The organism is Desertivirga brevis, from assembly GCF_017355835.1.
Map to the genome: position 1 here is coordinate 120214 of NZ_JAFEWF010000001.1, position 21896 is coordinate 142109.

Sequence of the window (21896 nt, forward strand, 5' to 3'; positions counted from 1 at the left end):
AATGCTTAGGATTAAAGCTTTGAAATTAACCGATTATTGTTTAATACCCAGAAATTTAACACAGGTTAACATCTTTAATTCCTTCGCGCCTTTTTTTGAAACTAGGTTTCCTTGTTTTTATTAGCATCGCTGCTGATAAACATTTCGTTTGCCGTTTCTGCCACAATATCCAAAAAGCGTTCGTAATGCTTAAGTACGTCGCTTATCAGTTCATTTTTCGTAAAATACTGCACATTATAACCTTCCCTCGAATCCCCAAAAAAGGTTTTGGGATAATAGATTTGCTTGTCCTGCAATTCAGGAAGGTTATGGTCGTCTATCAAGTGCTCTGAAACCATTCTTACCTGGCTTTTTACACCATAAATGAAATTGTTCACAACATCATGCGAGATCTCCAATTCAATCCTTTCAGGGTTCTGACTTGACTTTATCTTCACGTCAATGCCATTAGTAGCGAACTCTTTTTTAAGTTCCATAAAAGCTTCCAGGGCATTAACCTTTATGAACTCGTCAACAGATGGGCGGTTTTTAAACGAAATGATCTCCTTTAATCGTTGCCTCCACAAATCGCCCGACCAGGGAACAGTTGATACCGAAAAACCGCGTTGATAATACTTATAGTCGATCACAAGGCCTTTCATCAAAGCAACGGTAAACAGCAACATGATCAGTGAAAATGGTAAAGCAGTGATCAGGGTCATCGTTTGCAATGCTTGTAATCCACCTGCATTTAATAACATCAATGCTAGTACGGCTAATAAAACACCCCAGAATACCTTCTGCCAAACTGGCGACTTTCCCGAGTTTCTCGTTGCGATACTATCCATTACCAATATGCCCGAATCGGCCGAAGTCATGAAAAAGATAACGATGATGGTGATCACCAAAAAACTGGAGATAAACGGCATTGGCAGCAACTCCAAAAATCGGAACATCAGGGCGTCAGGATCGTTAACCAATTCGCTTAATGCCCCACCTGTAATGTTGAAGTCGAGCCAGATGGCACTATTCCCGAAAATAGAGAACCATATAAAATTAAATAAGGTGGGAAGGATCAGTACAGCGGAGACGAAGGATTTAATGGTACGGCCCTTTGATATGCGGGCAATAAATAAGCCTACGAATGGTGCCCATGAGATCCACCAAGCCCAGTAGAGGATACTCCAGTTGTAAAACCAGGGGAGCGTTTCCTCTTCGTACACGTGAGTATTAAAGGTGATATTAAAAAAATTGTTAATGTAATTACCTAAGCCATCCGTAAAGCTGCCGATCAAATACACGGTCGGCCCCACGGCTAAAACAAAAAGAAGCAGCACAATAGATGCTCCAATATTGATATTGCTAAGTATTTTTATTCCTTTATTCACCCCGGACGTTGCTGAAAAAATAGCAAATGAAACTAATACCGCTACAATTCCAACTTGGTATCCAAAACTCGTTTCAGGTAAGATCCCGAGGGTTTTCAAACCAGAATTAATCTGTACTACCCCAAATCCGAGAGTAGTGGTAATTCCGAAAAAAGTGCTGCACAAAGCAAAAACATCAATAGCAGTTCCCCATTTTCCATTTACTTTTCCTTTCAACAGTGGATAAAGGCAACTTCTAAGTGATAGAGGCAAGCGGTACCTGTATGCGAAATAAGCTAACGAAAGTCCAACAAGACCATAAACAGCCCAAGCATGGATCCCCCAGTGGAAGAACGTGTACAGTTGTGCGTTCTTTGCTCTGTTGATATAATATTTCCCAAAAGCTTCGGTTGAGTAATGAGAAATTGGTTCGGCAACAGCAAAGTACATAAGCCCAATTCCCATCCCCGCGGCAAACAACATAGAGATCCATGAAAAGAATGAATACTCAGGCTTACTGTCGTTAGACCCTAATTTGATGTCCCCGTATTTACTGAACATCAAATAGACCAAAAAGATCACAAATATGGTAACAGACCAAACATAAACCCAATTCAAATTAACAAAGATGAATTGTTTTATATGGTTTAAAACCTCCTCGGTACCCTGAGGGAAAAAGACCGAAAGGAGGCAAACGCCAATAATGAATGTTAGGCCTGGAACGGTAATGTCTCTGTCGAGGGTTGATTTTAAATTGCGTTGAACCATAGAACTTTATCCTTAACCTTCACAACAGGTTTTTTGTTGTCAAGATTATTTTAGGCTCCGATCTAAAGTACTGTAATATACATATGCGCCTGTTTTCCGCAGCCCTCTAAGCGCTATCACTCACGTAATTTACTTCAACTTAACCACCGCCTTCAAGGTAAAAATGGTATGAGCACTGAAAATCCCCAACGCGCCGTTATTGAAATTCGAATTGGGATTGGAGGGGGCTACAGGTGGACCGCCTTCTCCGGAAATTTGCGCAATGGCGAAGTAATATTTATAAACAGGCAAATCCAGCCCACGCATTTCAACTTCCAGGGAATCACCTTCTGCAAGCTCATCAAGATCGGTAAAAAGCGTTTCAGTAACATTATTCCCGTTAGTAAACCGGTCTTCGGTAAGGGATTCCTGTACTTCTTCATCCTTGGCTTTTATCCTGAACAAGTACTGATTTTTCGCTTCTTTGGGATCTTTGTAATAAGCAAGTGGAACAATCACTTCCTCGCCAAAAAAAGACAGTTTTCTAAAGCCCAGTGAATCCAGTTTTACGGCTAACGGCATGGTAGAACTTGCGGTATACACTTTACCTTCCACGTTTACATCAAGCACATATCTCGTTCCGGGCACTCCTGCAAACTTTGGACTTTTGTAAACGCCTTTTTCGGTTTCGGTGAAAGTAATCTTCTGTCCCCCGGGAGTACTTAGCACCACCTGGGCCCCTGAAAGACTATTGAACCTGTTTGTTTCAGTAAAGGGAATGGTTTTAGAAATCCTTACCACGTGATTGGTGTCCAAATCATTTACCTCGGCTTCAATAACCAGTTTAGGTTCTGAATCCTTTAGATCAATGTCTACTACTTTTTCACAACTTGCAAATAATATACCTGCAAGTAGAAGCAGCGTAAAAACCTTTGCTTCTGATTTCTTATATGTCAATGCGATCAATTGAGATACTTTCATAATTTAAAACTTGAAGTTCCAGGTAACAGATGGGATAATACCGAACAGTGTAGTTCGTACAGCTTGAGTCTTTGTTGCGTCATCCGGATCGTCCCTGAAGTCCATTGTATAAGTGTTTTGCCTGTTGTACAAATTGTAAATCCCAAACGACCAGCTCGACTGCAGTTTTTTCCCAGGCTTCGCTTCCAATGTAGCAGCCAGATCCAGCCGGTGATAATCCGGCAGACGGTCGGCGTTCCTCTCCGAATAATAAAATACAGTTTTGCCTTTCAACTGATATTTCCCGTTAGGGAAGGTAACGGCATTGCCTGTATTATAAACGAATGTTGATGAAAGTGTCCACCGCTTGCTTGCCTTGTAAATGCCCACCAGGGAAAGGTCATGAGTTCGATCCTGCTTTGACGGGAACCAGGTGCCGCCATTAATATCGTCAAACTGACGCTCCGTACGGGATAGGGTATAACCAACCCAGCCATTCAATTTTCCGAATCGCTTTTTAAGGAACAATTCTAGTCCGTATGCCCGGCCATCGCCATACAACAGATCACCCTCCACATTATTGTTACCTCGCAGATCGGTACCACTGCGGTACTCTATCTGATTAGCCATGCTTTTATAATAGACCTCTGCAGAAAACTCGTATCTGTCATTGTTAAAGTTCCGGAAGTATCCCACGGCCACCTGATCCGCAATTTCGGGTTTGATGTTGTTACTGTTCATTACATACAGATCAGTAGGAGAGGTGGATGTGGAATTTGACATCAAGTGCAAGTTCTGCGTGTTCCTCGTATAAGAGGCCTTTAGAGAACTGGATTTTCTCAACTGATAACTTGCAGAAATACGTGGTTCGGGGTTTATATACGTTTTAACAATTTCTCCTCCTGCATAAGTGCCGGTACCAATTGTATTTCCGTCCCTGTCATAGGTCCTAAAATCACCGGGACCAAAAGCTGAAAACGCACTGCCGCGAAGGCCGTAAGTAATATTTAGTTTGTCGCTAACCTTCCACTCATCCGAAATATAGATTGCAGTTTCCAGACCTGTGCGGTTTTGAATCTGATCATCATTTACCGACGAGGCCTCACTTGCCGTGATCTTACCAGGTCTTATGGTATGGTGTATCACATCAAGACCAAAGCGAAGATTATGCTGGTTCAGAGAGTATTGAAAATCCTGTTTAAGATTATAATCCTGGATAGCCGACTTTACTTTAAAATCGCTCTGCTCAATAAAGCTCTGAATTACGTAATTGTAATTGCTATAGATGAGCGATGTGTTTGAGAATAAACGGTTATTGAACAAATGGTTCCAGCGAAGAGTAGCGGTAGAGTTACCCCAATCGAAGCCGAAGGTTTTGTTCAGCCCTAGTTCATCCCTTCCAAAATACCCGGAGAGGTAAAGTGTATTATTCTCGTTTATGCGGTAATTCACTTTGGCATTTAGATCGTAGAAATACAACACGTTATTTCTAATGGAGGTGTCTGGAGCCAATTTTAGAAATGCATCAGCATAAGTTCTTCGTCCGCTGATAATAAACGAGCTTTTATCCTTGATCAACGGGCCTTCCACCTTTAACCGGGATGAGATCAATCCCAAACCACCTTCTACTCCGATGTCGTTCTGGTTACCGTCATTCATGCGGATATCCAATACAGAGGCCAATCTTCCACCATATTGAGCAGGCATTCCGCCTTTATAAACAGCTACATCTTTTATCGCATCTGAGTTGAAGGTAGAAAAGAAACCCAGGAGATGGGAGGCATTATAAACAGGAGCTTCATCCAACAGGATCAGGTTATGGTCAATTGATCCACCTCGAACGTAAAACCCGCTATTACCTTCACCTGCTGATTTTATCCCGGGAAGAAGCTGGAGTGTTTTGATAATATCACGTTCCCCAAATAAAACCGGAACATTCTCCACTTCAGCCATGTTCAGTTTGGCAAGCCCCATCTGGGCACTTGAAACATTAATGTCTTTTCGCTCTGAAGTAATTACCACCTCTGCCAGCTCATTATTTGCTTTTAGGGAAAGGTCGAAGCGAGTATTCTTATTTAGGTTTAAAGACCGGGTAAGAGTTTGGTAACCGATATAGCTAACTGTCAGACTATAGTCTCCCTTTGGTACGCTCAATGAATAATAACCGTATGCATTAGTGGTTGTAGCGTTATCTTTAGCTCCCCTAAGCTTTATCGTTGCACCAATTAAAGTTTCTCCGGAGGTAGAATCTTTGACGACCCCCGAAATAGTAAAGTTATTTTGGGCGAATCCATATCCCGCAAATGAAAGTAATGCCAGAATAAGTACGCCAACCTTTTTAAATTGATTCATCAACCTTTATTTGTCGTAAAAAATGTACCGCTAAGATGCGGTAAATTTTAATTTGTTACAGGATTTATGGAATCAATCTTGATGGCGGATGGTTAACGAAAAATACGAGCTGATGCTCAACCTATTCTGCTGCAGCTCTTCCTAGTCGGTCATTTATTGCCAGGCCAAGGCCTTCTTCAGGAAATACTTCAGCCAGGATAATGTCCAGTCCTTTAGAGTCAAGCTCATACAGAGCATTGAATAGGCCTTGTGCGGCTTCTTCCAGATTACCTGATGGCGATAAGATGAGCTGATGGGCAATAGCAGGATGGGTGTAATGAGTGTTGAAGGAAAGCACGCCTACTTGCTTTCCCTGCACATTAAGCAGGTGTTGTTTCACATCAGCAGTATGGATCAATTTTGCTCTTGGGGAGTAATGTTTTAGAAGCATGCCAGGTGATGCAGGGCTGGCAGATTCATGTGTGATAGTTTTTATCTCCACACCATCCAGTGCTGCTTCCAGCGCTTCTTTCGTTATTGCACCATGGCGATAAAGGTAAACACCGTCCGACTTAAAACCCACTACGGTAGATTCAATTCCTTTCTGGCATGGCCCCCCATCCAGAATAAAGGGAGCTCTTTCACCAAACGCTTTTCTAACGTTCTCTGCACTTGTCGGACTTATATAGTTCGAAGGATTGGCGCTTGGAGCAGCCAGCGGAAATCCTGTTTCCTGCAACAAGTTGAGAGCTATAGGGTGATTAGGCATTCGCACGGCAACCGTGTTACCTCCGGCGGTTATCACGTCTAAAATCGTATCTTGCTTTTCCAACACGAGCGTAAGAGGACCCGGCCAGAAATGACTGGCCAATTTTAATGCCGTATCCGGAATGTTCTTTGCCACTTCACTCAGCACTTCGAAGGATTTGATGTGTACGATAAGGGGATTGTTTGATGGCCGTCCTTTCAACTCAAAAATTGAACGTACCGCAGTAGCATCATAAATATTTGCAGCTAAGCCGTATACTGTTTCCGTGGGGATAACAACAACTTCCCCTTGTTGCAACATTTTCGCAGCTTTTGAAATTTCCGGACTAGACATGCCGCAAATTTACTGATCGTTGCAATATCATTGTGAAAATACTTTGGCGTAAACAAGTGTCAATAGTACTTTTCAGGATAGAATGAGGGCGAATTAGCACAAATCACAAAGTAATGCTTGTTCGCGATGAAGCAAATGGAGTGAATATAATTCATTACCTTGCTGTCTAGTCGCTTTCTTACATCAACACAATGACGAATAACATTTTTGAAGCCAGCCTTAAAACTATCGGTTTACTACATGTGAATGAGGATAGTCTTAAACTTATCAATTCTGAGGCTTACAAATCGTACATCAAGGCCATGTACTTACCTAAAGGATGCAGTATCAAAGTCGACTTTACTATTTACCATACTGGAGAGCCTTCGCTATTCTTTATAAGTCCCAATCAGGTTCTAAGTATTGAAGCTCTCTGCACGGAGCAGGGCTATTTTATATTTTATAATCGTGATTTCTATTGTATCCAGATCCATGATGAGGAAGTAGCTTGCGACGGCCTGCTGTATAATAACATTAATAATATGCCTATGACAGTGGTACCTGAGCAGGACGCCGCGTTCATCAATCATCTTTTCACCCAAATCCAAAGCGAGTTTGAGCTAAAAGATTCCTCACAAGAGGAAATGCTTCGCACCTATCTAAAGCAGTTGTTTATCAAATCCACAAGGCTTTGGAAAAAGCAGCATCTAAACGGGGTGCTCACCGATCAGAACAATGACCCTGACGCTTTTAGACAGTTTACCCAATTAGTTGAGGCCCATTATAAGCAGAAACATACCGTAGCAGACTATGCCGACTTGATGCTGGTCGCGCCTAAAACCCTTACTCATAAATTCAAACGGATGAATCTTCCTGCCCCAAATGATGTGATCAAGAACCGGATCATTCTCGAGGCTAAAAGACTTCTAGTACATACCACTCTGACTGCAAAAGAGATTGCGTATGAGTTAGGATACGATGATCCGGCTTACTTCAGCCGTTTGTTCTTAATAAAAACCGGCGAATCGCCTTCAGGATTCAAGTCGAAGTATTTAGGTCAAGGTCAACTGGATGCTGGTCCTGCATATCTTGCATCGGAGGCTTAAGGACTAAATTCAAATACATCCTCACAACTTTCTGTTAAAGCGAGCTCTCTAAGCAGCGCTATAATTTACCTTTTCCATCTGAAACTACACCGGTTCAGGGCTATTAAAATAGTTTTAATGGTACCAGGGAAAAATCTACAAGACACTCAGCTATATGTCCATTCCTCAGCCTCATGTTTCTGCCCACCTTTGTACTGTTCACTGATAACAATACAAAAAGAAACATAAATTAAAAGCTAAAACAATGAAAACACTTATCTTAACCATCAGTCTTCTAGCAGCACTAACCCTTAATAAAAACCTTAGTGCCCAGGTAAAGAGAACACCCGCTTCAGCAGGCAGAGCAGAGTACATCGAGGTAGAAAAGAATGTCAAATTACATGTGACAGACTTAGGTGAAGGACAGCCAGTTGTTTTGATCCATGGTTGGCCATTAAACGACGCTATGTATGAGTACCAATACCAATATCTTGTTAAAAAAGGATTCAGAGTGATCGGAATTTCATTAAGAGGATTTGGAAAATCAGACAGGCCTTATGGTAAGTATAACTTTGATGTTTTCTCAGACGATATTAAAGTTGTATTAGAGAAACTGAATATAGAGAAAGCCGTGCTCGGAGGCTTTTCAATGGGAGGAGCGGTAGTTACTCATTATACTGCTAAATATAATGGGGCGCATATCAGTAAGCTGGCACTGTTCGCTGCTGCAGCACCATCATGGAAACAACGGGCTGATTTTCCTTTCGGTGCGTCTGATGAAGCGGCCGCAGGTTTGATCAAAACAACAGAAACCAACAGACAACAGCTTATTGTAGACTTTGGAAACAGCTTTGGTGCCACTGAAAACAGCTTGTCGGCACCAGTGTCCAACTGGTTGGCCAGCATCAACTCAGATGCTTCACCTTATGCCACTACACAATCGATCACTGCATTAAGAGATCTTGACCTTCGTCCGGAACTAGCTAAGATCAAAATCCCGGTTGCTATTTTCCACGGAACAAAAGATAAGTTGTGTGAATTCGAATTCGCTAACCAACTGCATAAAGGCCTAAAGAACTCTTACATTGTTAAGTTCGAGAACAGTGGTCACGCATTGTTCCTTGAAGAAATGGATAAGTTTAACACAGAGCTTGAGAAATTCGCAAAATCATAAGAAGGATAAAGCTCTCCAATTACAGGAAGTTTAATTTCCAAAATAAAGGGAATAGGTGGCCGGTGCTAATCTATTCCCTTTTTTAGTAAAACACCTCGCACCGTTATGCTGAATTCATTTAAATATCTCTTGGTCTTTATAACCTCGCTGTCACCAGCACCAAAACAAGAACATCCCCACCTTGCACCGTCATGCTGAATTCATTTCAGCATCCCTTGAACTACACATTAATATCAATTATACCTATACTGTAAATGATTTAAAGTAAAAGCTTAACAATCAGCCCACACCAACTACTAATTGATTAGGTGAAACCCCATATTTCTTTTTAAAGATATAAGAGAAATGGGAGAGGTCTTCAAATCCAACTTCAAGGTACACCTCTGTGGGCTTCTTCTTTTTCTCCGCTAAATGATAATAAGCAAACTCGAGTCTTTTGTCGGTTAACCACTTCTGAGGGGTGGTATTAAATAGCTTTTTGAAATCCCTGTTGAATGTAGATAAACTCCGGCCAGTCAGGTATCCCAGTTTTTCCAGCGACATGTTAAACATGAAGTTCCGCTGCATAAAATCAACCAAATCGATCTTACCCGGAGCGTCGAAATTTGCCAGAACACTATCAACACCCGGATCGATCGTACGGAGGATACTTACAGCTTCTGTTATTTTCAGAGAAGCGATATCCTCTGGAAATTCACCCTTTACATCAAAGTAAGGTATTAGGGATGCTAAGCAGCTTTCTATTAATGGATGACCGCTGAAACTGAATATCTTTTGTTCCGGTTGCCTTTTCACCCTGACATCAATCTTCTCGTAATATTTCTTTTAGCGTTCAGTCGATAAATGCATCACCACGGTTTTATGAGGCAATCCGTTTTTGGGGTAATTAATAATAGTGGCCAATTGATTTCTAGGAATAAGAAAGATATCTCCTGTTCTGAAGTAAAAGGTTGTATCCCACTGGATAATCTTTGTTTCGCCTGAAATGAACCAGACTAGCATATGGTCGTCAAACATCAGGTCCGACTTGAACAGCTTGTCCTCATAAGACGATAGCTTAATCTCCTTGCTTAAGTACCGGGATATATGTTCCATTTTTTAAAGTTATTTATTTTAGTCAATGATATGAGTTCCTTTTTCAACTAGTTGGTTGCGAAGGATTTCTCGAACGAGGTGTAGCTGTAACAGATATTCCGCAAGTCCTGATAGATCTCGCACAACCTTGATGACTGATCATTATCGTCTTGTAAGATTTCCAGATCTTTGCCTGCACAGGCTTCAGAAAGTTCATCGGTGATCAAAAGATAGGAGGTTTGCGGAACCTTATTTTTTAGCAGCCGGTGAGCTTCCACAACCACTTGTCCGTATAGCTTTCTAAACCCACCCAGGTAATACTCGCTCATTGGTCCATAATGGGCTACAGCCTTAAGTTCCAGGTTCAATTTCAGGTTGTATTTTATTTCTAAAGTCGCCCTGGTTTGATCAAAAGCAGTTTTCATCGCTTTAAACTGTTCCATAATTTCATCGGTATCTGGTAGCTGTTGCCATTTGAAAAAGAATACTGCGTCGCCCTCGATCTCGGCTACCTCCAAATCCAATTTATTATTTTGGATGATTGATGAAAGTAGTTCATAGGTTATGCTTCTTCCCGTTATCTGGTCTGTGCTTCCCACAAGTTCTGTGAATCCGCTGATATCTGGTATAAATACCAGGCCCTTCCGGTCGGGCTGACCATTTGTGTAAGCCCTCTTTGTTACTGCTTTAATTCTGTTAAATATGTTAATCATGATAGTTTGTATTTTTTCATTATATCAGATAGCGATACCATTTAAGCCTCCGCTCATTAAGCCCACCGGGGAAGGGGCATTCAAGCTAATTCACTTCGAACCTTATGCCTGTCATCTGTTCGCTGAGGTTCCAGAGTTTTTTAGCATTTGTCTCATCCAGGGAGTAGGGTTGTACACCTCGTTCACCGAGACCGTTACCTGCTGTAAAATGGCCGAGGTCTAATTCCGCAATGTCTCCATCTTCGCAATAAACACCACCTATATCAGCTAGCAAGGGACTAGTGGCACACCAAATTGTTGTAGCTGCACCTTGAGGAATGCTTTTAAGACTTGCAAGGATCTCCTCACGCATATTGCCATTTTCATCAAAGAAGCCCATCTGTTTGAAAAGTTCCATGTCCGCTTGCCGACCTAGTTCTGTACCTGCGATAGAGCCAGGATGTAAAGAATATGCTCTTACATTAAAGGATTTGGCGCGATTATCCAGTTCAAGAGCGAACAGGTTGCTAGCTGTTTTCGACTGCCCATAACCCAGCAGCGTTTGGTATTCCCTGTGCTCAAAATTAGGATCTTCGAAATCGAAAGGCGCCATTTGATGCCCATAAGAAGATACATTTACAACCCTTGCACCACCGGCTGCTTTAAGCGCAGGCCATAACCTGGCTACCAGCTGATACTGTCCTAAGTAGTTTGTTGCTAATTGAGATTCGATACCCCGACTATCCCTTTGTAAAGGAACCCACATTATACCGGCATTATTAATCAGCAAATGAAGAGGTCTGCCCGAAGCAAGAAATTCACCTGCAAATGCATCAATAGTCTCTGGCTTGGTTAAATCCATTGCAGCGATCTCTACATTTGGAATGCCCTCTAAATTTCGCTTTGCTTTTTCAATGTCTCTCGCTGGAACGACCACCGTTGCCCCTGCTGATGCCAGAACCTTGGTTGTCTCCAGTCCAATACCTGTATTACCTCCAGTTACAATTGCTATTTTTCCAGTCAGGTCAATTCCTTGGATCACTTCAGCAGCTGGTGATTGAGCGTTAAATCCTGAGGCAATTGGAGTCTGTAACGCACCTTGATAATTGTTCTTTTCCATTTTGTTTTTTGTTAAATGATATAGAACAAATGTAGGCGGTTCAGGAAGGGGCAGTTTTGTTCAGGCAGTCAATTTACTTTGTTGAAAATGTCATGAGGGGAAGGGATTACGTTAGGGATTTTTGCGTTACAGGGGAATTAAGAAGAGTGGCGCAAAGTCGAATACTTAGTCCAAGCTTGAAAGGGAGAAATCAATAAGTAGGGTAGAGGTAAACCTGAAAGTTGAATCTCTTATCGAAACAGTTCAAATAAGAAGCTAGCAATTCCCACTCTAAAGAGATACAGACTAGTTATGAGAAAGGCAACTAACAGGTATGACTTTGCATGGCTGGAATTTCCCTTCATAAGATTAAAGTACAGCAATACAAAACAGACCATTAATACCGCCAAAAGAGCACCCCAATTTTCAATAAAAACATTTAGTGGCAGGCTTTCAATTCTCTGTGATTCTGCACCCTCTCCGAAAAGCAACCAATAGACAATAGGGATGATTAGCACATAAAGTAAGGAGCAGAGAATGAGGTTTAACAGGAAAACTATGGTAAAATGAAAGTATAGTGTTCTCGAATTAAGTATCCGTTTGATTGTTTTGGCCATGATATTCGACATCTGCAAATGTAATAAGCCGTTACTGTTTCAACTTCAACTGCAAATTACAGTATTTTTCAATAGAGTTAAACTTCAAGTCCTATAACGGAGTATTGTGGGGCTGATTTTTCAAACCCTGAAACCTGGACCACTAACACTCTGAATCACCTAGGGAAACACAGCAGCCCGTTGATTAACAATAAAAGCCGACCTTCTTTCCTTGTCGTGATCTTTGGGAATTGCCTCTTTATTGGGACCAGGTTCAACATGGTAATTGAAAGACAGTTCGCCGTCCGCTTTTTTCGAAACTTCAACCGTTTCAACTGAAACTATAGCGCCATTCATATCTGTTCCATACCAATGAGGCATCGGTTTTTGTTTCCAGGTAACCATTTTATATAGTTCCCCTTCATAATGCTGCTTGCTTTCATCCTTTGCAGATTGGAAGGCTAGATCGTTCCCATAAATAATAGAAATAGTGCCTTTTTTCTCATTAATAACAGAGCTGATCACTTTTAGCTCATCATTATCAAATAAATCTTCTGGAGCCAATCCAGGAGCATTATCGTTATTACATGACGATAACACCAGCGTCAGAGCTAAGGGATATAAGGCTATATTCACATAGGTTCTCATGGTATCACTTACTTTGTAGGAATATTAAAGACAAAATCATTCTCTGGTACTAATAGCTTGTGACAAGCAATGCAAGTCTTAGCAAAGGAGGCGGACTTTCCGAAAGGATTCAGCTCAAGTCCGTCGAATTTTGCAAATCCCCAGCCTTCTGTCGATGCATACTTTTTACTGTCCTTCACCATAAACTGAACGTTCTGAAAGTTCCCTGGAAAAATATTTCCCTCCTTATCTTCAATCTGTTTACCCCAAACAGCCTTAACCATCCTCGCACCATCAGGAAACGGAATTTCCTTGCTTTGTATAGCCTTCATCATAATGTCGTTTGCATACACCACCCGCATGCTTCCCCCGTCAAACTTGTCGGTAACACTTAAAACTTTCCATGTTTTATAATCATCTGAATAGGGGATACCCGTCAGCGAAATGGGATGTCTATTTCCGCCAGGAGTATTAGCCGCTGAGGAACCTAACGTTTTGATAATTTTTGCCGTATCAACCTTTGTTCTTCCAGGCAGCGTATTCACATAACGCTTCAAAACCGCCAGTTCAGAGGGACTTCCAGCTGCTTCCGGATGTACCATCCGGTACCGGTTTAAAGGCATTTTCTTTTGCTCTATAGCATTTACCATTTCCCAAAGCAGCACTTGTTGCAGTGGAGAAGGCAATTTACTCCATTCCGAAAAATTAAACCTTGAGCGGGCTTCATTCACATCATGAGCAACCAAATGCGATGCTGGTGCAATCCGGTCATACCATTTGGGATTGGACTGATTGGAATGGCAATCATAGCATGAGCGCTGCAATATATTCTTCACTTCCAGAGGAACATCAATTTCTCCCTCCGGAGGCTTATTTTCAATTTTTGGGGAGCTAAATTGGAGGCCTAAAAAAATAGCCAGGGCAATTGCTGCAATAACGAGAAGCTTTTTATTAAGGGTTAACCGGGAACGTAGCATTTTTTTCAAAGATTATTTAAGCTCAACGATCATTTCTACCTCCACAGCCATATTCAGGGGAAGGGTATTGGTTCCCAAAGCAGTGCGAGCATGCTGGCCCGATTCACCGAAGACCTTGATCAGTAGATCTGAAAAGCCATTGATTACTTTAGGCTGCTCATAAAATTGATTATCCGAATTCACATAGCCGTTAACTTTTACAATTCGCTTTACTTTATCCAGATCACCTAATTTCTGTTTTAATACCGCTATCTGGTTGATTGCGGTTAAGCTGGCTGCTTCGTAACCTTGCTCGGTGCTTAAGTCTTTCCCTAGTTTTCCGCTGATGTATTCGCCACTAGCTTTTCGTGGGCCTTTTCCTGATAGATAAAGTAACTTACCGACCTGCACAACATCGACATAACTCCCTATAGCTTCTGGCACAGGCGGCAACTCGAGATGCAATTGTTGTAATCGCTGTTCGTGCGACTGGGCGGAGGTTCGAGCAGTCAGCCATAATAGTATGGCTAGGAGAAAAATTGGTTTCATAGGATAACTGTAAATTCAAGAAACAACAACAGGCAAACGAAAGTCTGCCTGTTGCAAAAATGGATGCTATTAATTATTGTAGGCCAGCGTGTTGCTTTCCATAAACTTAACCAGCTCGGCATTGAATTTCTCGCGCTCTTCGATAAACAGGGCATGTCCGCTTTTTTCCAGAGGCACTAGTTTCGATTTAGTCAGAAGTTTATGCATCTGCTCTGCCAGATCATAAGAACAAATTTTATCATGAGAACCGTGCAGGATCAAAGTAGGGATCTTAATCTTTTTCAAGTCCGGTCGTAAGTCGCCGTCCCTAAGCGTTGCCAAGCATTGTCCCATAGCATAAGGAGAGGCTTGAGCTTGTATAGTTCCCAACCATGCACCTTGGCCCGGAGTAACACTTGATTCGTTTGCCGGAAATATCTTTCCGAAGTTTTCAAGTAGTTGTGGTCTGTCGGTATTATTCAAAGCAATCAGGCCGTTAACATCCTCTTTAGTCCATTGACCGTAGTTAAAATCCTCTCTCTTTGTCCAAACCGGGGCAGCTGCACCAAATAAAGCCATTTTAGAAACATGTGCACCGTTATGTTTAGCCACATAATGAATTACTGTTGCTCCTCCCATAGAGAATCCTCCAATGGTAGCCCCTTCGATCTTTAATTTATCCAGAACTACTTTAATATCGTCTGCAAAAACATCGTAATTGTATTTCCCGAACGGTTTATCCGACTGCCCGAATCCCCGTAGCGTAATACCGATAACCCGGTAGCCTTTTTGGATCAAATCAGCATACTGGTACTCGTACATAGCATCACTTAAAGGCCAGCCGTGGATCAATACTACAGGTTTGCCTTCTCCCAGATCAGTGACATGGAGTTTTACATTTTTTTCGACTTCAATAAATTCGGCTCTTCCTGCAGAAGCCCGTGCTACTTGAGCGCTGGCTTTGTAGGCAACAAGAGGAATTGCCAGTAAAAGGATTGTTTTTACTGTGTTTTTAAGAACTGATGGTGTTTTCATAATATTGTTTGCGTTAATAATTTACAGGATCTGGCAGGTCGTACCCTTAATTTTCCGGATCAACCCCTGTTATTCATATTCATATTTTTTGTTGCTGATTTAATCAATTAAAAGGTATGCCCGCTCATCTGTACCTGCACTTATCCTATTATAATGCCAATGCCAACGCTTGCATCCAAAATTTCAGAAAGGGGCTAATAGAGGCTTCCAGGACGACTTTCAGAAGGTTTTTATAGTATTAATGATTAGTCGCCCCCGGAGCTTTCTCCGATAATTTCGGATAAATCTCCATTATCTCCGAAGTAATCGGAGGGAAAGAAGTGTAAATCTGTTTTCAGCTAAGAGAATTTGATAGAAAAAATCCGATATCTTCGGAGTTTTAAGCAGAATAACCAGAAATGGGGGTTCTGCTTGTATATAATGTTTATTTACCAATGAGGTTTTATTGCCTGGTCGTTTATTTGTTATTAAGAGGGATGCTGTATAATTTCCCCATGCAGGCGCAGACTCTCATTCTGTTCCAGGCTCCTTCTTTAAAACAAAGTGCGGCAAGTAGTTCTACTACTCAAACCCGGGCAAAACAAGTAAACAATCGGGATGCTTCCCAATCCAATCTTACAGCAGAAGACTATATTCAATTAGGGAACAAATATTCCAATTCAGGTAATGAGCTCCACTTGAAAATTGAATGCTACAGGAAGGCGTTTGATCTTTATAAAAAAGAAGGTAATACGAAACAACAAGCTTCCACCTTAGAAGCCATAGCCCGGATGCACCATCAGCAGGGAAACCAACAACTGGCACTCGAAGAGTTGAAGCAAACCATCAGCCTTTATCGTTATAGTCATCATAACTCTTTTCATAATTCTTACGCCCTGCTATCCAGGGTATATAAAACATTAGGTAACTATCCTGAAGCTTTACGTTATGGTCAAGCGGCCATTAAAAACTCCCTCGATATCCATGATACCACAAGTCTTTCCTTCTATTACCTGCAGCTTGGATATCTATTCCATGATCTCAAACAGCCCGATGAGGCCTTAAAAAGTTGTGAAAATGCCATGCAGCATGTTCAGGAGTCAAGGAAGGACGATGATGTATACAATACGCTTTCTTTGGCGGTGAATGTTATGCTCGAGCAAAAAAAAGCAAAAGAAGCGCTTCATTATATTGGGAAGGTAACGAAAGATACTCCTCCAGGTTCTGTGAAAAGTGCTGCTATGGTCACCTTGTTCAAAGCCCAGTGCCATATTGCTCTGAAACAATATCCCTTAGCCAGGAAATTTATTATACGCTCCGAAGAATATTTGAACGAAATAGACAAAAGTAATGACCCTGCCTTTTTAAATGATTCTTACCGGATGGGAGTTTACCAGGTAGCTGGAGAACTGTATATGGCCACCAAAGAATATTCTAAATCCAGATACTATTTCAATAAGATGGTGCAGGTAAATGAACAGGTGAACTATTTAAGCGAGTCTGTACTGCATCAGTATCTATTATTTAAATTAGATTCGGCCCAGGGCAATTTTAAGGAAGCTCTACAACACCATCAACGCTACTTAGTATTAAAAGATTCAATCTTTAATGAAGCTAAAAGCCAGCAATTCGCTAACCTTCAAATACAATATGAAACACAGGCGAAGGTGCAAAGCATCGAATTGTTGACTAAAAGGAATGAAATGCAGCAGGCAAAGCTGAAACAAAAGGACTTCCAGCAAACCGTTTTCCTTATTGGCTCCGTTCTTTTGTTACTATTACTTATTCTGGTGTATAGCCGGTACCGCCTTAAACAAAAAAGTACCAAACTTCTTGAAGGCAAACAGGAAGAGATCAACCGGAAGAACGAATCGCTTCGGCAACTTCTGGAGGAAAAGGAGAGCCTTCTTCACAATAAGGATGAACTACTGGAAGAAAAGAGATGGCTCCTTAAAGAAGTTCACCATCGGGTAAAAAATAACCTGCAGATAGTCATGAGCCTACTTAACTCCCAGGCAGCCTATCTGGATGATGATAAAGCATTAACAGCCATTTCCGACAGTCAGCACAGAGTTCAAGCCATGTCCCTTATCCATCACAAACTTTATCAATCGGATAAAATGGGCACCATAGCCATGGATGAATACCTGAAGGAGCTTGTAAATAATTTGAGCGACTCTTACAGTTTGCATGATCGTATCCGGTTTCAATTAGATATTGCCCCTATAGAAATGGATGTCGCGGTTGCTGTTCCCCTCGGCTTACTCATTAATGAAGCCGTTACCAACTGCCTCAAATATGCCTTCCCTGAGCATAAAGAAGGAGTAGTTTATCTATCCTTAATTGAATTGAGTCGAACCCAATACCAGCTTACCATTGCCGATAACGGGATAGGAGTGATGGATACCTCCGACCTATTACCAGGAAGGTCTTTGGGGATGAAATTGATGAAAGGCCTAAGCAAACAGTTAGGTGGCAGTCTTACCCTTGACAATACAGAGGGTTTAAAAATAAATGTACTTTTTACTCCTACTTTAATTACGCAGTCCGATGGTCTCCAAACAAAATAATGCAGATTTTTCCTTATTGGCTAACCATATTGGTGGAAATGTTCTTATTGTAGAAGATGAATTCGTGGTGGCTAATGACCTGGAGATCATTCTGGAAAAGGCAGAATACCAGGTGACCGGCATTGCCTCTTCGGTAAAAGAGGCCCTAGACTTAATTGCCCATCAGAAACCCGATATTGTTTTGCTTGATATTATCCTGCAAGGGCAGGAAACAGGAATAGACCTGGCGGGGCAGTTAAGCCTGATGTGCATCCCTTTCATTTACCTATCGGCCAATTCTAATCAAAGTATTGTAGAGGCAGCTAAAACCACGCAGCCTTATGGGTTTCTGGTAAAGCCATTTCGCGAGAAAGATGTTTTAATAACCCTACAGCTAGCACTTTATCGTCATGCGCATAGTGTAGAGGCCTATTTGCGAAAGGAGCAGGCGCTGCAAATCGCTCTTTCCGATACGCTTTCCTCATGTGGCGACTGGAAACAGAAATTACATCAGATAGGCCAACTCTTCCAACCGTTCATTCCTTTTGATTTTCTGCTTGCTGGGATGGTAGGGAGCCAGGATAGCATTCCATTAACGGGTCTTTTTCGCATCGGTTTTGAAGAATTCCAGTACATCGGTATGCATGAGCTCTCTCAAATGAACGGCCTTGCTCCTGAAAAAGTTAAGGATATGCTGCCCGAATATTCTTGGGAACCCGGAATATCCGAAGGAGAGGATTTTACCATTAGGAAGAAAAGCGATCCATTTACCCAGCTCCTTGCCAAAACATTCCGCCTCGAGTCGACACTCAATCAGGTTATTGAACTGACCCACGGTGGTCTTTTGGTTATCTCATTTTATAGTCGCCAATCAACTATTTATCTTGGCAGACATTTGTCGTTACTAGAGCGATTGAAGAACCCATTATCTCTTACCCTCGACCGTTACCTGGCTTTTGAAGAGATAGAGAAGCTGAGACAAAAGCTGGAGCAGGAGAATCAATATCTACAGGAGGAAGTGAAAACGACCGTGAATTTCAATGAAATTATTGGCGAAAGCCCATCCCTGCATGTAGTGTTTGATCAGGTAAGACAAGTCTCTGGTACTGATACCTCCGTATTGATCCTGGGAGAAAGTGGTACCGGAAAAGAACTCATTGCCCGGTCCATCCATAATCTTTCTCCCCGTAAGAATAAATTGCTGGTAAAAATAAACTGTGCTGCGTTGCCTCCCAACCTGATCGAATCGGAGTTGTTTGGCCACGAAAAGGGCGCCTTTACAGGTGCAATCGACAAACGTATCGGGAAGTTCGAGTTAGCCAATGAAGGCAGCCTATTCCTTGATGAAATAGGAGAGATGCCGCTGGATCTTCAGGTAAAGCTCCTGAGGGTTTTGCAGGAAAAAGAAATAGAAAGAGTGGGAGGGAAAGGCCCTATCAAAACGGATGTACGTATCATCGCGGCAACAAACCGAAACCTGGAAAAGGAAGTTGCAGAAGGCAGGTTCAGACTCGATCTATACTACCGCTTGAACGTATTTCCAATAGTTCTTCCGGCCCTAAAGGAGCGAAGTGAAGACATTCCTTTGCTAGCTAACTTTTTCGGCCAAAAGCTCTGTAAAAAAATTGGCAGGCCCTTCCAGGGGATCAGTGACAAAGTAATCACGGAATTGCTAAACTATCAGTGGCCAGGAAATATCCGCGAACTGCAGAACATTATTGAACAGGCGGTTATTGTAAATGATGGCCAGAGTCCGCTGGATTTAGGCCGCCCTCTCGTAAACAAGATCACTTCCAATAGCAGTATTGGAGGGCTACCTTCTTTTGAGCATCCAAAAACCCTATCGGAGGTGAAGCAATTACAACAGGAAACAGAAAGGGAATATATCCTATCCATACTGAAGAAAGCCAATGGCCGAATCCGTGGTAAAAATGGAGCCGCAGAGTTATTGAACTTGAAGCCTACTACGCTAGAATCTCGGATGGAAAAGTTAGGCATCAGCAGATCAGACATCTAAACACTCAGCAATTACCTCATTCTGGGAAAATTTGTAATTTACCCTCTTGAATCATTATCACATGAAACTTACATCCGTACAAAACCTTCTCTCAGAAATAAGCAGGGCATGCAAGCGCTTCCCTGTTGAAGTTATTTTTGCCATTATTGCGTGTATTGCGGCAACTACCCTAATTCATAATGAGGATAAAAGCTTTTCGGTAAGCAGTTGGGGCTGGAGGGTAATGATGGCCTGTAATATTGGCCTGCTTACCAGCTTTGCCTCTTCGCTTTATTCCCGTTACAGAAATCTGGATAAAAAAGGGACTGCCATACTGTACCTCCTCAGCCTCACTATAAGTGTCACCTTCCTCTTTATACTTAATCCGATGGAGCAGGAGAGGGACATTGTCAGATTCTTCCTGATCAGCTTCTCGCTGCACCTTATGGTTGCTTTCGTTGCCTTTATTGGAAAAGCAGGCGACACGAATGCCTTTTGGCAATTTAATAAGACCATGTTCCTGCGCTTTCTGGCAGGAGTACTTTATTCTGCTGTTCTATACGGAGGTTTATGCGCAGCAATGGGAGCTACTAAATTCCTGTTTAACATTGATATTACCTGGAAGAGTTTCATGACCCTGTTCGCCTGGATCGCCATCCTTTTCCAAACCCTCTTTTTCCTTTCGGGAATTCCCGTTGATCTGCAGAAGTTGCAGGATGACCACGCGTACCCAAAAGGTCTCAAGCTTTTCACCCAATACGTTCTCATTCCCCTGGCCATCGTTTATGTGGTCATCCTCCTCTCGTACGAAGTGAAGATCCTCGTAGAATGGAATCTTCCTAAAGGTCTTGTTTCCTCGCTCATCCTCGGTTATGCTGTATTTGGTATTCTATCATTTCTATTAATATATCCACTACGCAAACAGGAAGAAAACAAGTGGATAGTTGCTTACAACAGAACGTTTTACTACCTCTTAATTCCATTATTAGCTCTCTTGTTTGTATCGGTGTATACCAGGGTTCAAAAGTATGGTATTACAGAGGAACGTTACTTCCTGATCATCCTTGCTTTATGGCTGGCTGGTATCACGGCCTATTTTCTGTTATCCCGCAAACAGAATATCCTGATCATCCCATTGTCTTTGTCGCTGGTAACCATTGCAGGAACTTACGGTCCCTTAAGTGCTTTCAACATTGCCGAGCGTTCGCAATTAGGCCAGTTAAAAGAAGTCCTTGAAAAGAATAAGTTGCTGAACAAAGGGAAATTAAAACCCATTACCTCAAAATTAGATTCTGCATCAAATGATAGAGTGATCCATTTAAGCAGGTACATGGTTGAGGAATACGGATTGTCAAGCCTTCAGCCTTTGTTGAACCAGGATCTGGAACTAGTAACAGATTCAATTAAAGAAAAACTTGAGCTAACTGAAAACAAGTATGGAGGCAACAGAAGAACTCACTCCTGGGATCTGAGGAACGCCGAGAGAGAATGGTTGGAAAAAAACTATAAGCTCCCCGTTGAATATACCGACTACAGTATAAGCTACCGGCATATTAAAGCCGATAACGGTAATGTTCTCCCGGCTGTTAATGCCGACTTTATAGTGCTTATCGATAACTCTTCCGATCTTTATCAGGCAACCACTCTTGCCGCTCTGGACAAAGATTCCTTGACCTTTCGGTTATCAGATTCCTCAATGACCATTGGTATTGAAAAGGACAGTATTAGTAGGAGTTTGATACCAATAATTAACAGACTGGAGAAGGTGAAACCTAGTCCGGAAATAAAAGGATCCGGGAAAACAAGCAGGATAGAAACAACGGGGAACTTAGTAGTACCAAGAGCCTCACTGACGGAAGAGTTTAAAATAGGCAAGTACAACATCAGGTTTTATATCAACGAAATTAACTACAGGATTTCGTCTCATGCTAAAGCAACAGGGAGGATTGAAGGGGTATTGATGATAAAGAAGCAAGAATAAAGCAACTACATCAGGTTAGAATGCCAGTATAGATGGAAAACTAAAATAAACGGATCTACC

17 protein-coding genes are annotated in these 21896 nt (G+C 41.9%); 5 read left to right on the forward strand and 12 right to left on the reverse strand.

What is annotated here, in order from left to right:
* Nucleotides 1–101 precede the first annotated feature (101 nt).
* The 4 genes from J4N25_RS00490 to J4N25_RS00505 form a co-directional block, all read right to left on the reverse strand.
* Complete coding sequence (locus J4N25_RS00490; protein WP_207420161.1) at nt 102–2114, reverse strand: BCCT family transporter; 2013 nt, start codon at nt 2112–2114, stop codon at nt 102–104.
* A 129-nt stretch (nt 2115–2243) separates the two neighbouring features.
* Nucleotides 2244–3074: a DUF4249 domain-containing protein gene (locus J4N25_RS00495; protein WP_207420162.1), complete on the reverse strand. Its 831-nt coding sequence runs from the start codon at nt 3072–3074 to the stop codon at nt 2244–2246.
* A 3-nt stretch (nt 3075–3077) separates the two neighbouring features.
* Entirely contained in the window at nt 3078–5405 is a 2328-nt protein-coding gene (locus tag J4N25_RS00500) for a TonB-dependent receptor (protein ID WP_207420163.1), read from the reverse strand.
* Between the two features lie 121 nt (nt 5406–5526).
* Nucleotides 5527–6486 carry an L-threonylcarbamoyladenylate synthase gene (locus J4N25_RS00505; protein ID WP_207420172.1) on the reverse strand — a complete coding sequence of 320 codons (960 nt, stop codon included), beginning with the start codon at nt 6484–6486 and terminating at the stop codon, nt 5527–5529.
* A 191-nt stretch (nt 6487–6677) separates the two neighbouring features.
* On the opposite strand from J4N25_RS00505, the gene J4N25_RS00510 reads away from it, so the two are divergent.
* Both J4N25_RS00510 and J4N25_RS00515 read left to right on the forward strand, forming a co-directional pair.
* Nucleotides 6678–7571: a helix-turn-helix domain-containing protein gene (locus J4N25_RS00510; RefSeq protein ID WP_207420173.1), complete on the forward strand. Its 894-nt coding sequence runs from the start codon at nt 6678–6680 to the stop codon at nt 7569–7571.
* Nucleotides 7572–7815: 244 nt separating this feature from the next.
* On the forward strand, nt 7816–8724 hold the full coding sequence (locus J4N25_RS00515; protein WP_207420174.1) for an alpha/beta fold hydrolase: 909 nt from the start codon (nt 7816–7818) through the stop codon (nt 8722–8724).
* Between the two features lie 279 nt (nt 8725–9003).
* Here the strand turns inward: J4N25_RS00515 and J4N25_RS27040 are convergent, their stop codons facing one another.
* The 8 genes from J4N25_RS27040 to J4N25_RS00550 all read right to left on the reverse strand — a co-directional run bounded on the left by J4N25_RS27040 (nt 9004) and on the right by J4N25_RS00550 (nt 15331).
* Nucleotides 9004–9519, reverse strand: a complete 516-nt coding sequence (locus tag J4N25_RS27040) for a helix-turn-helix domain-containing protein (RefSeq protein WP_369410815.1) — start codon at nt 9517–9519, stop codon at nt 9004–9006.
* A gap of 30 nt (nt 9520–9549) precedes the next feature.
* Nucleotides 9550–9819, reverse strand: a complete 270-nt coding sequence (locus J4N25_RS26700) for a hypothetical protein (RefSeq protein WP_242695744.1) — start codon at nt 9817–9819, stop codon at nt 9550–9552.
* 47 nt (nt 9820–9866) lie between these two features.
* Nucleotides 9867–10511 (reverse strand): DUF2652 domain-containing protein, encoded by a 645-nt coding sequence (locus J4N25_RS00525; RefSeq protein WP_207420175.1) that lies wholly within the window; start codon nt 10509–10511, stop codon nt 9867–9869.
* An 85-nt stretch (nt 10512–10596) separates the two neighbouring features.
* Nucleotides 10597–11610 carry an SDR family NAD(P)-dependent oxidoreductase gene (locus J4N25_RS00530; protein ID WP_207420182.1) on the reverse strand — a complete coding sequence of 338 codons (1014 nt, stop codon included), beginning with the start codon at nt 11608–11610 and terminating at the stop codon, nt 10597–10599.
* A gap of 755 nt (nt 11611–12365) precedes the next feature.
* Nucleotides 12366–12833 (reverse strand): hypothetical protein, encoded by a 468-nt coding sequence (locus J4N25_RS00535; protein ID WP_207420183.1) that lies wholly within the window; start codon nt 12831–12833, stop codon nt 12366–12368.
* Nucleotides 12834–12841: 8 nt separating this feature from the next.
* Entirely contained in the window at nt 12842–13789 is a 948-nt protein-coding gene (locus J4N25_RS00540; protein ID WP_207420184.1) for a cytochrome P460 family protein, read from the reverse strand.
* A gap of 12 nt (nt 13790–13801) precedes the next feature.
* Nucleotides 13802–14317: a RidA family protein gene (locus tag J4N25_RS00545; RefSeq protein WP_207420185.1), complete on the reverse strand. Its 516-nt coding sequence runs from the start codon at nt 14315–14317 to the stop codon at nt 13802–13804.
* 69 nt (nt 14318–14386) lie between these two features.
* A complete protein-coding gene (locus J4N25_RS00550) occupies nt 14387–15331 on the reverse strand; it encodes an alpha/beta fold hydrolase (protein WP_207420186.1) in 945 nt (314 codons plus the stop codon).
* 494 nt (nt 15332–15825) lie between these two features.
* Between J4N25_RS00550 and J4N25_RS00555 the strand changes: the two genes are divergently transcribed.
* The 3 genes from J4N25_RS00555 to J4N25_RS00565 all read left to right on the forward strand — a co-directional run bounded on the left by J4N25_RS00555 (nt 15826) and on the right by J4N25_RS00565 (nt 21836).
* On the forward strand, nt 15826–17880 hold the full coding sequence (locus J4N25_RS00555; RefSeq protein WP_207420187.1) for a histidine kinase dimerization/phosphoacceptor domain -containing protein: 2055 nt from the start codon (nt 15826–15828) through the stop codon (nt 17878–17880).
* Nucleotides 17861–19876, forward strand: coding sequence for a sigma 54-interacting transcriptional regulator (locus tag J4N25_RS00560; RefSeq protein WP_207420188.1), 2016 nt, complete (start codon nt 17861–17863; stop codon nt 19874–19876). The genes J4N25_RS00555 and J4N25_RS00560 overlap by 20 nt, the downstream gene beginning before the upstream one ends.
* A gap of 61 nt (nt 19877–19937) precedes the next feature.
* The gene (locus tag J4N25_RS00565; protein WP_207420189.1) at nt 19938–21836 is read left to right on the forward strand and encodes a DUF4153 domain-containing protein; all 1899 of its coding nucleotides are present in this window, start codon (nt 19938–19940) and stop codon (nt 21834–21836) included.
* The last annotated feature ends 60 nt before the right edge of the window (nt 21837–21896 follow it).

What these genes read in the sequence shown, in the direction of transcription:
- J4N25_RS00490 (WP_207420161.1), bottom strand. Translation starts at nt 2,114, where the DNA reads ATGGTTCAACGCAATTTAAAATCAACCCTCGACAGAGACATTACCGTT.
- J4N25_RS00495 (WP_207420162.1), bottom strand. Translation starts at nt 3,074, where the DNA reads ATGAAAGTATCTCAATTGATCGCATTGACATATAAGAAATCAGAAGCA.
- J4N25_RS00500 (WP_207420163.1), bottom strand. Translation starts at nt 5,405, where the DNA reads ATGAATCAATTTAAAAAGGTTGGCGTACTTATTCTGGCATTACTTTCA.
- J4N25_RS00505 (WP_207420172.1), bottom strand. Translation starts at nt 6,486, where the DNA reads ATGTCTAGTCCGGAAATTTCAAAAGCTGCGAAAATGTTGCAACAAGGG.
- J4N25_RS00510 (WP_207420173.1), top strand. Translation starts at nt 6,678, where the DNA reads ATGACGAATAACATTTTTGAAGCCAGCCTTAAAACTATCGGTTTACTA.
- J4N25_RS00515 (WP_207420174.1), top strand. Translation starts at nt 7,816, where the DNA reads ATGAAAACACTTATCTTAACCATCAGTCTTCTAGCAGCACTAACCCTT.
- J4N25_RS26700 (WP_242695744.1), bottom strand. Translation starts at nt 9,819, where the DNA reads ATGGAACATATATCCCGGTACTTAAGCAAGGAGATTAAGCTATCGTCT.
- J4N25_RS00525 (WP_207420175.1), bottom strand. Translation starts at nt 10,511, where the DNA reads ATGATTAACATATTTAACAGAATTAAAGCAGTAACAAAGAGGGCTTAC.
- J4N25_RS00530 (WP_207420182.1), bottom strand. Translation starts at nt 11,610, where the DNA reads ATGGAAAAGAACAATTATCAAGGTGCGTTACAGACTCCAATTGCCTCA.
- J4N25_RS00535 (WP_207420183.1), bottom strand. Translation starts at nt 12,833, where the DNA reads ATGAGAACCTATGTGAATATAGCCTTATATCCCTTAGCTCTGACGCTG.
- J4N25_RS00540 (WP_207420184.1), bottom strand. Translation starts at nt 13,789, where the DNA reads ATGCTACGTTCCCGGTTAACCCTTAATAAAAAGCTTCTCGTTATTGCA.
- J4N25_RS00545 (WP_207420185.1), bottom strand. Translation starts at nt 14,317, where the DNA reads ATGAAACCAATTTTTCTCCTAGCCATACTATTATGGCTGACTGCTCGA.
- J4N25_RS00550 (WP_207420186.1), bottom strand. Translation starts at nt 15,331, where the DNA reads ATGAAAACACCATCAGTTCTTAAAAACACAGTAAAAACAATCCTTTTA.
- J4N25_RS00555 (WP_207420187.1), top strand. Translation starts at nt 15,826, where the DNA reads ATGCAGGCGCAGACTCTCATTCTGTTCCAGGCTCCTTCTTTAAAACAA.
- J4N25_RS00560 (WP_207420188.1), top strand. Translation starts at nt 17,861, where the DNA reads ATGGTCTCCAAACAAAATAATGCAGATTTTTCCTTATTGGCTAACCAT.
- J4N25_RS00565 (WP_207420189.1), top strand. Translation starts at nt 19,938, where the DNA reads ATGAAACTTACATCCGTACAAAACCTTCTCTCAGAAATAAGCAGGGCA.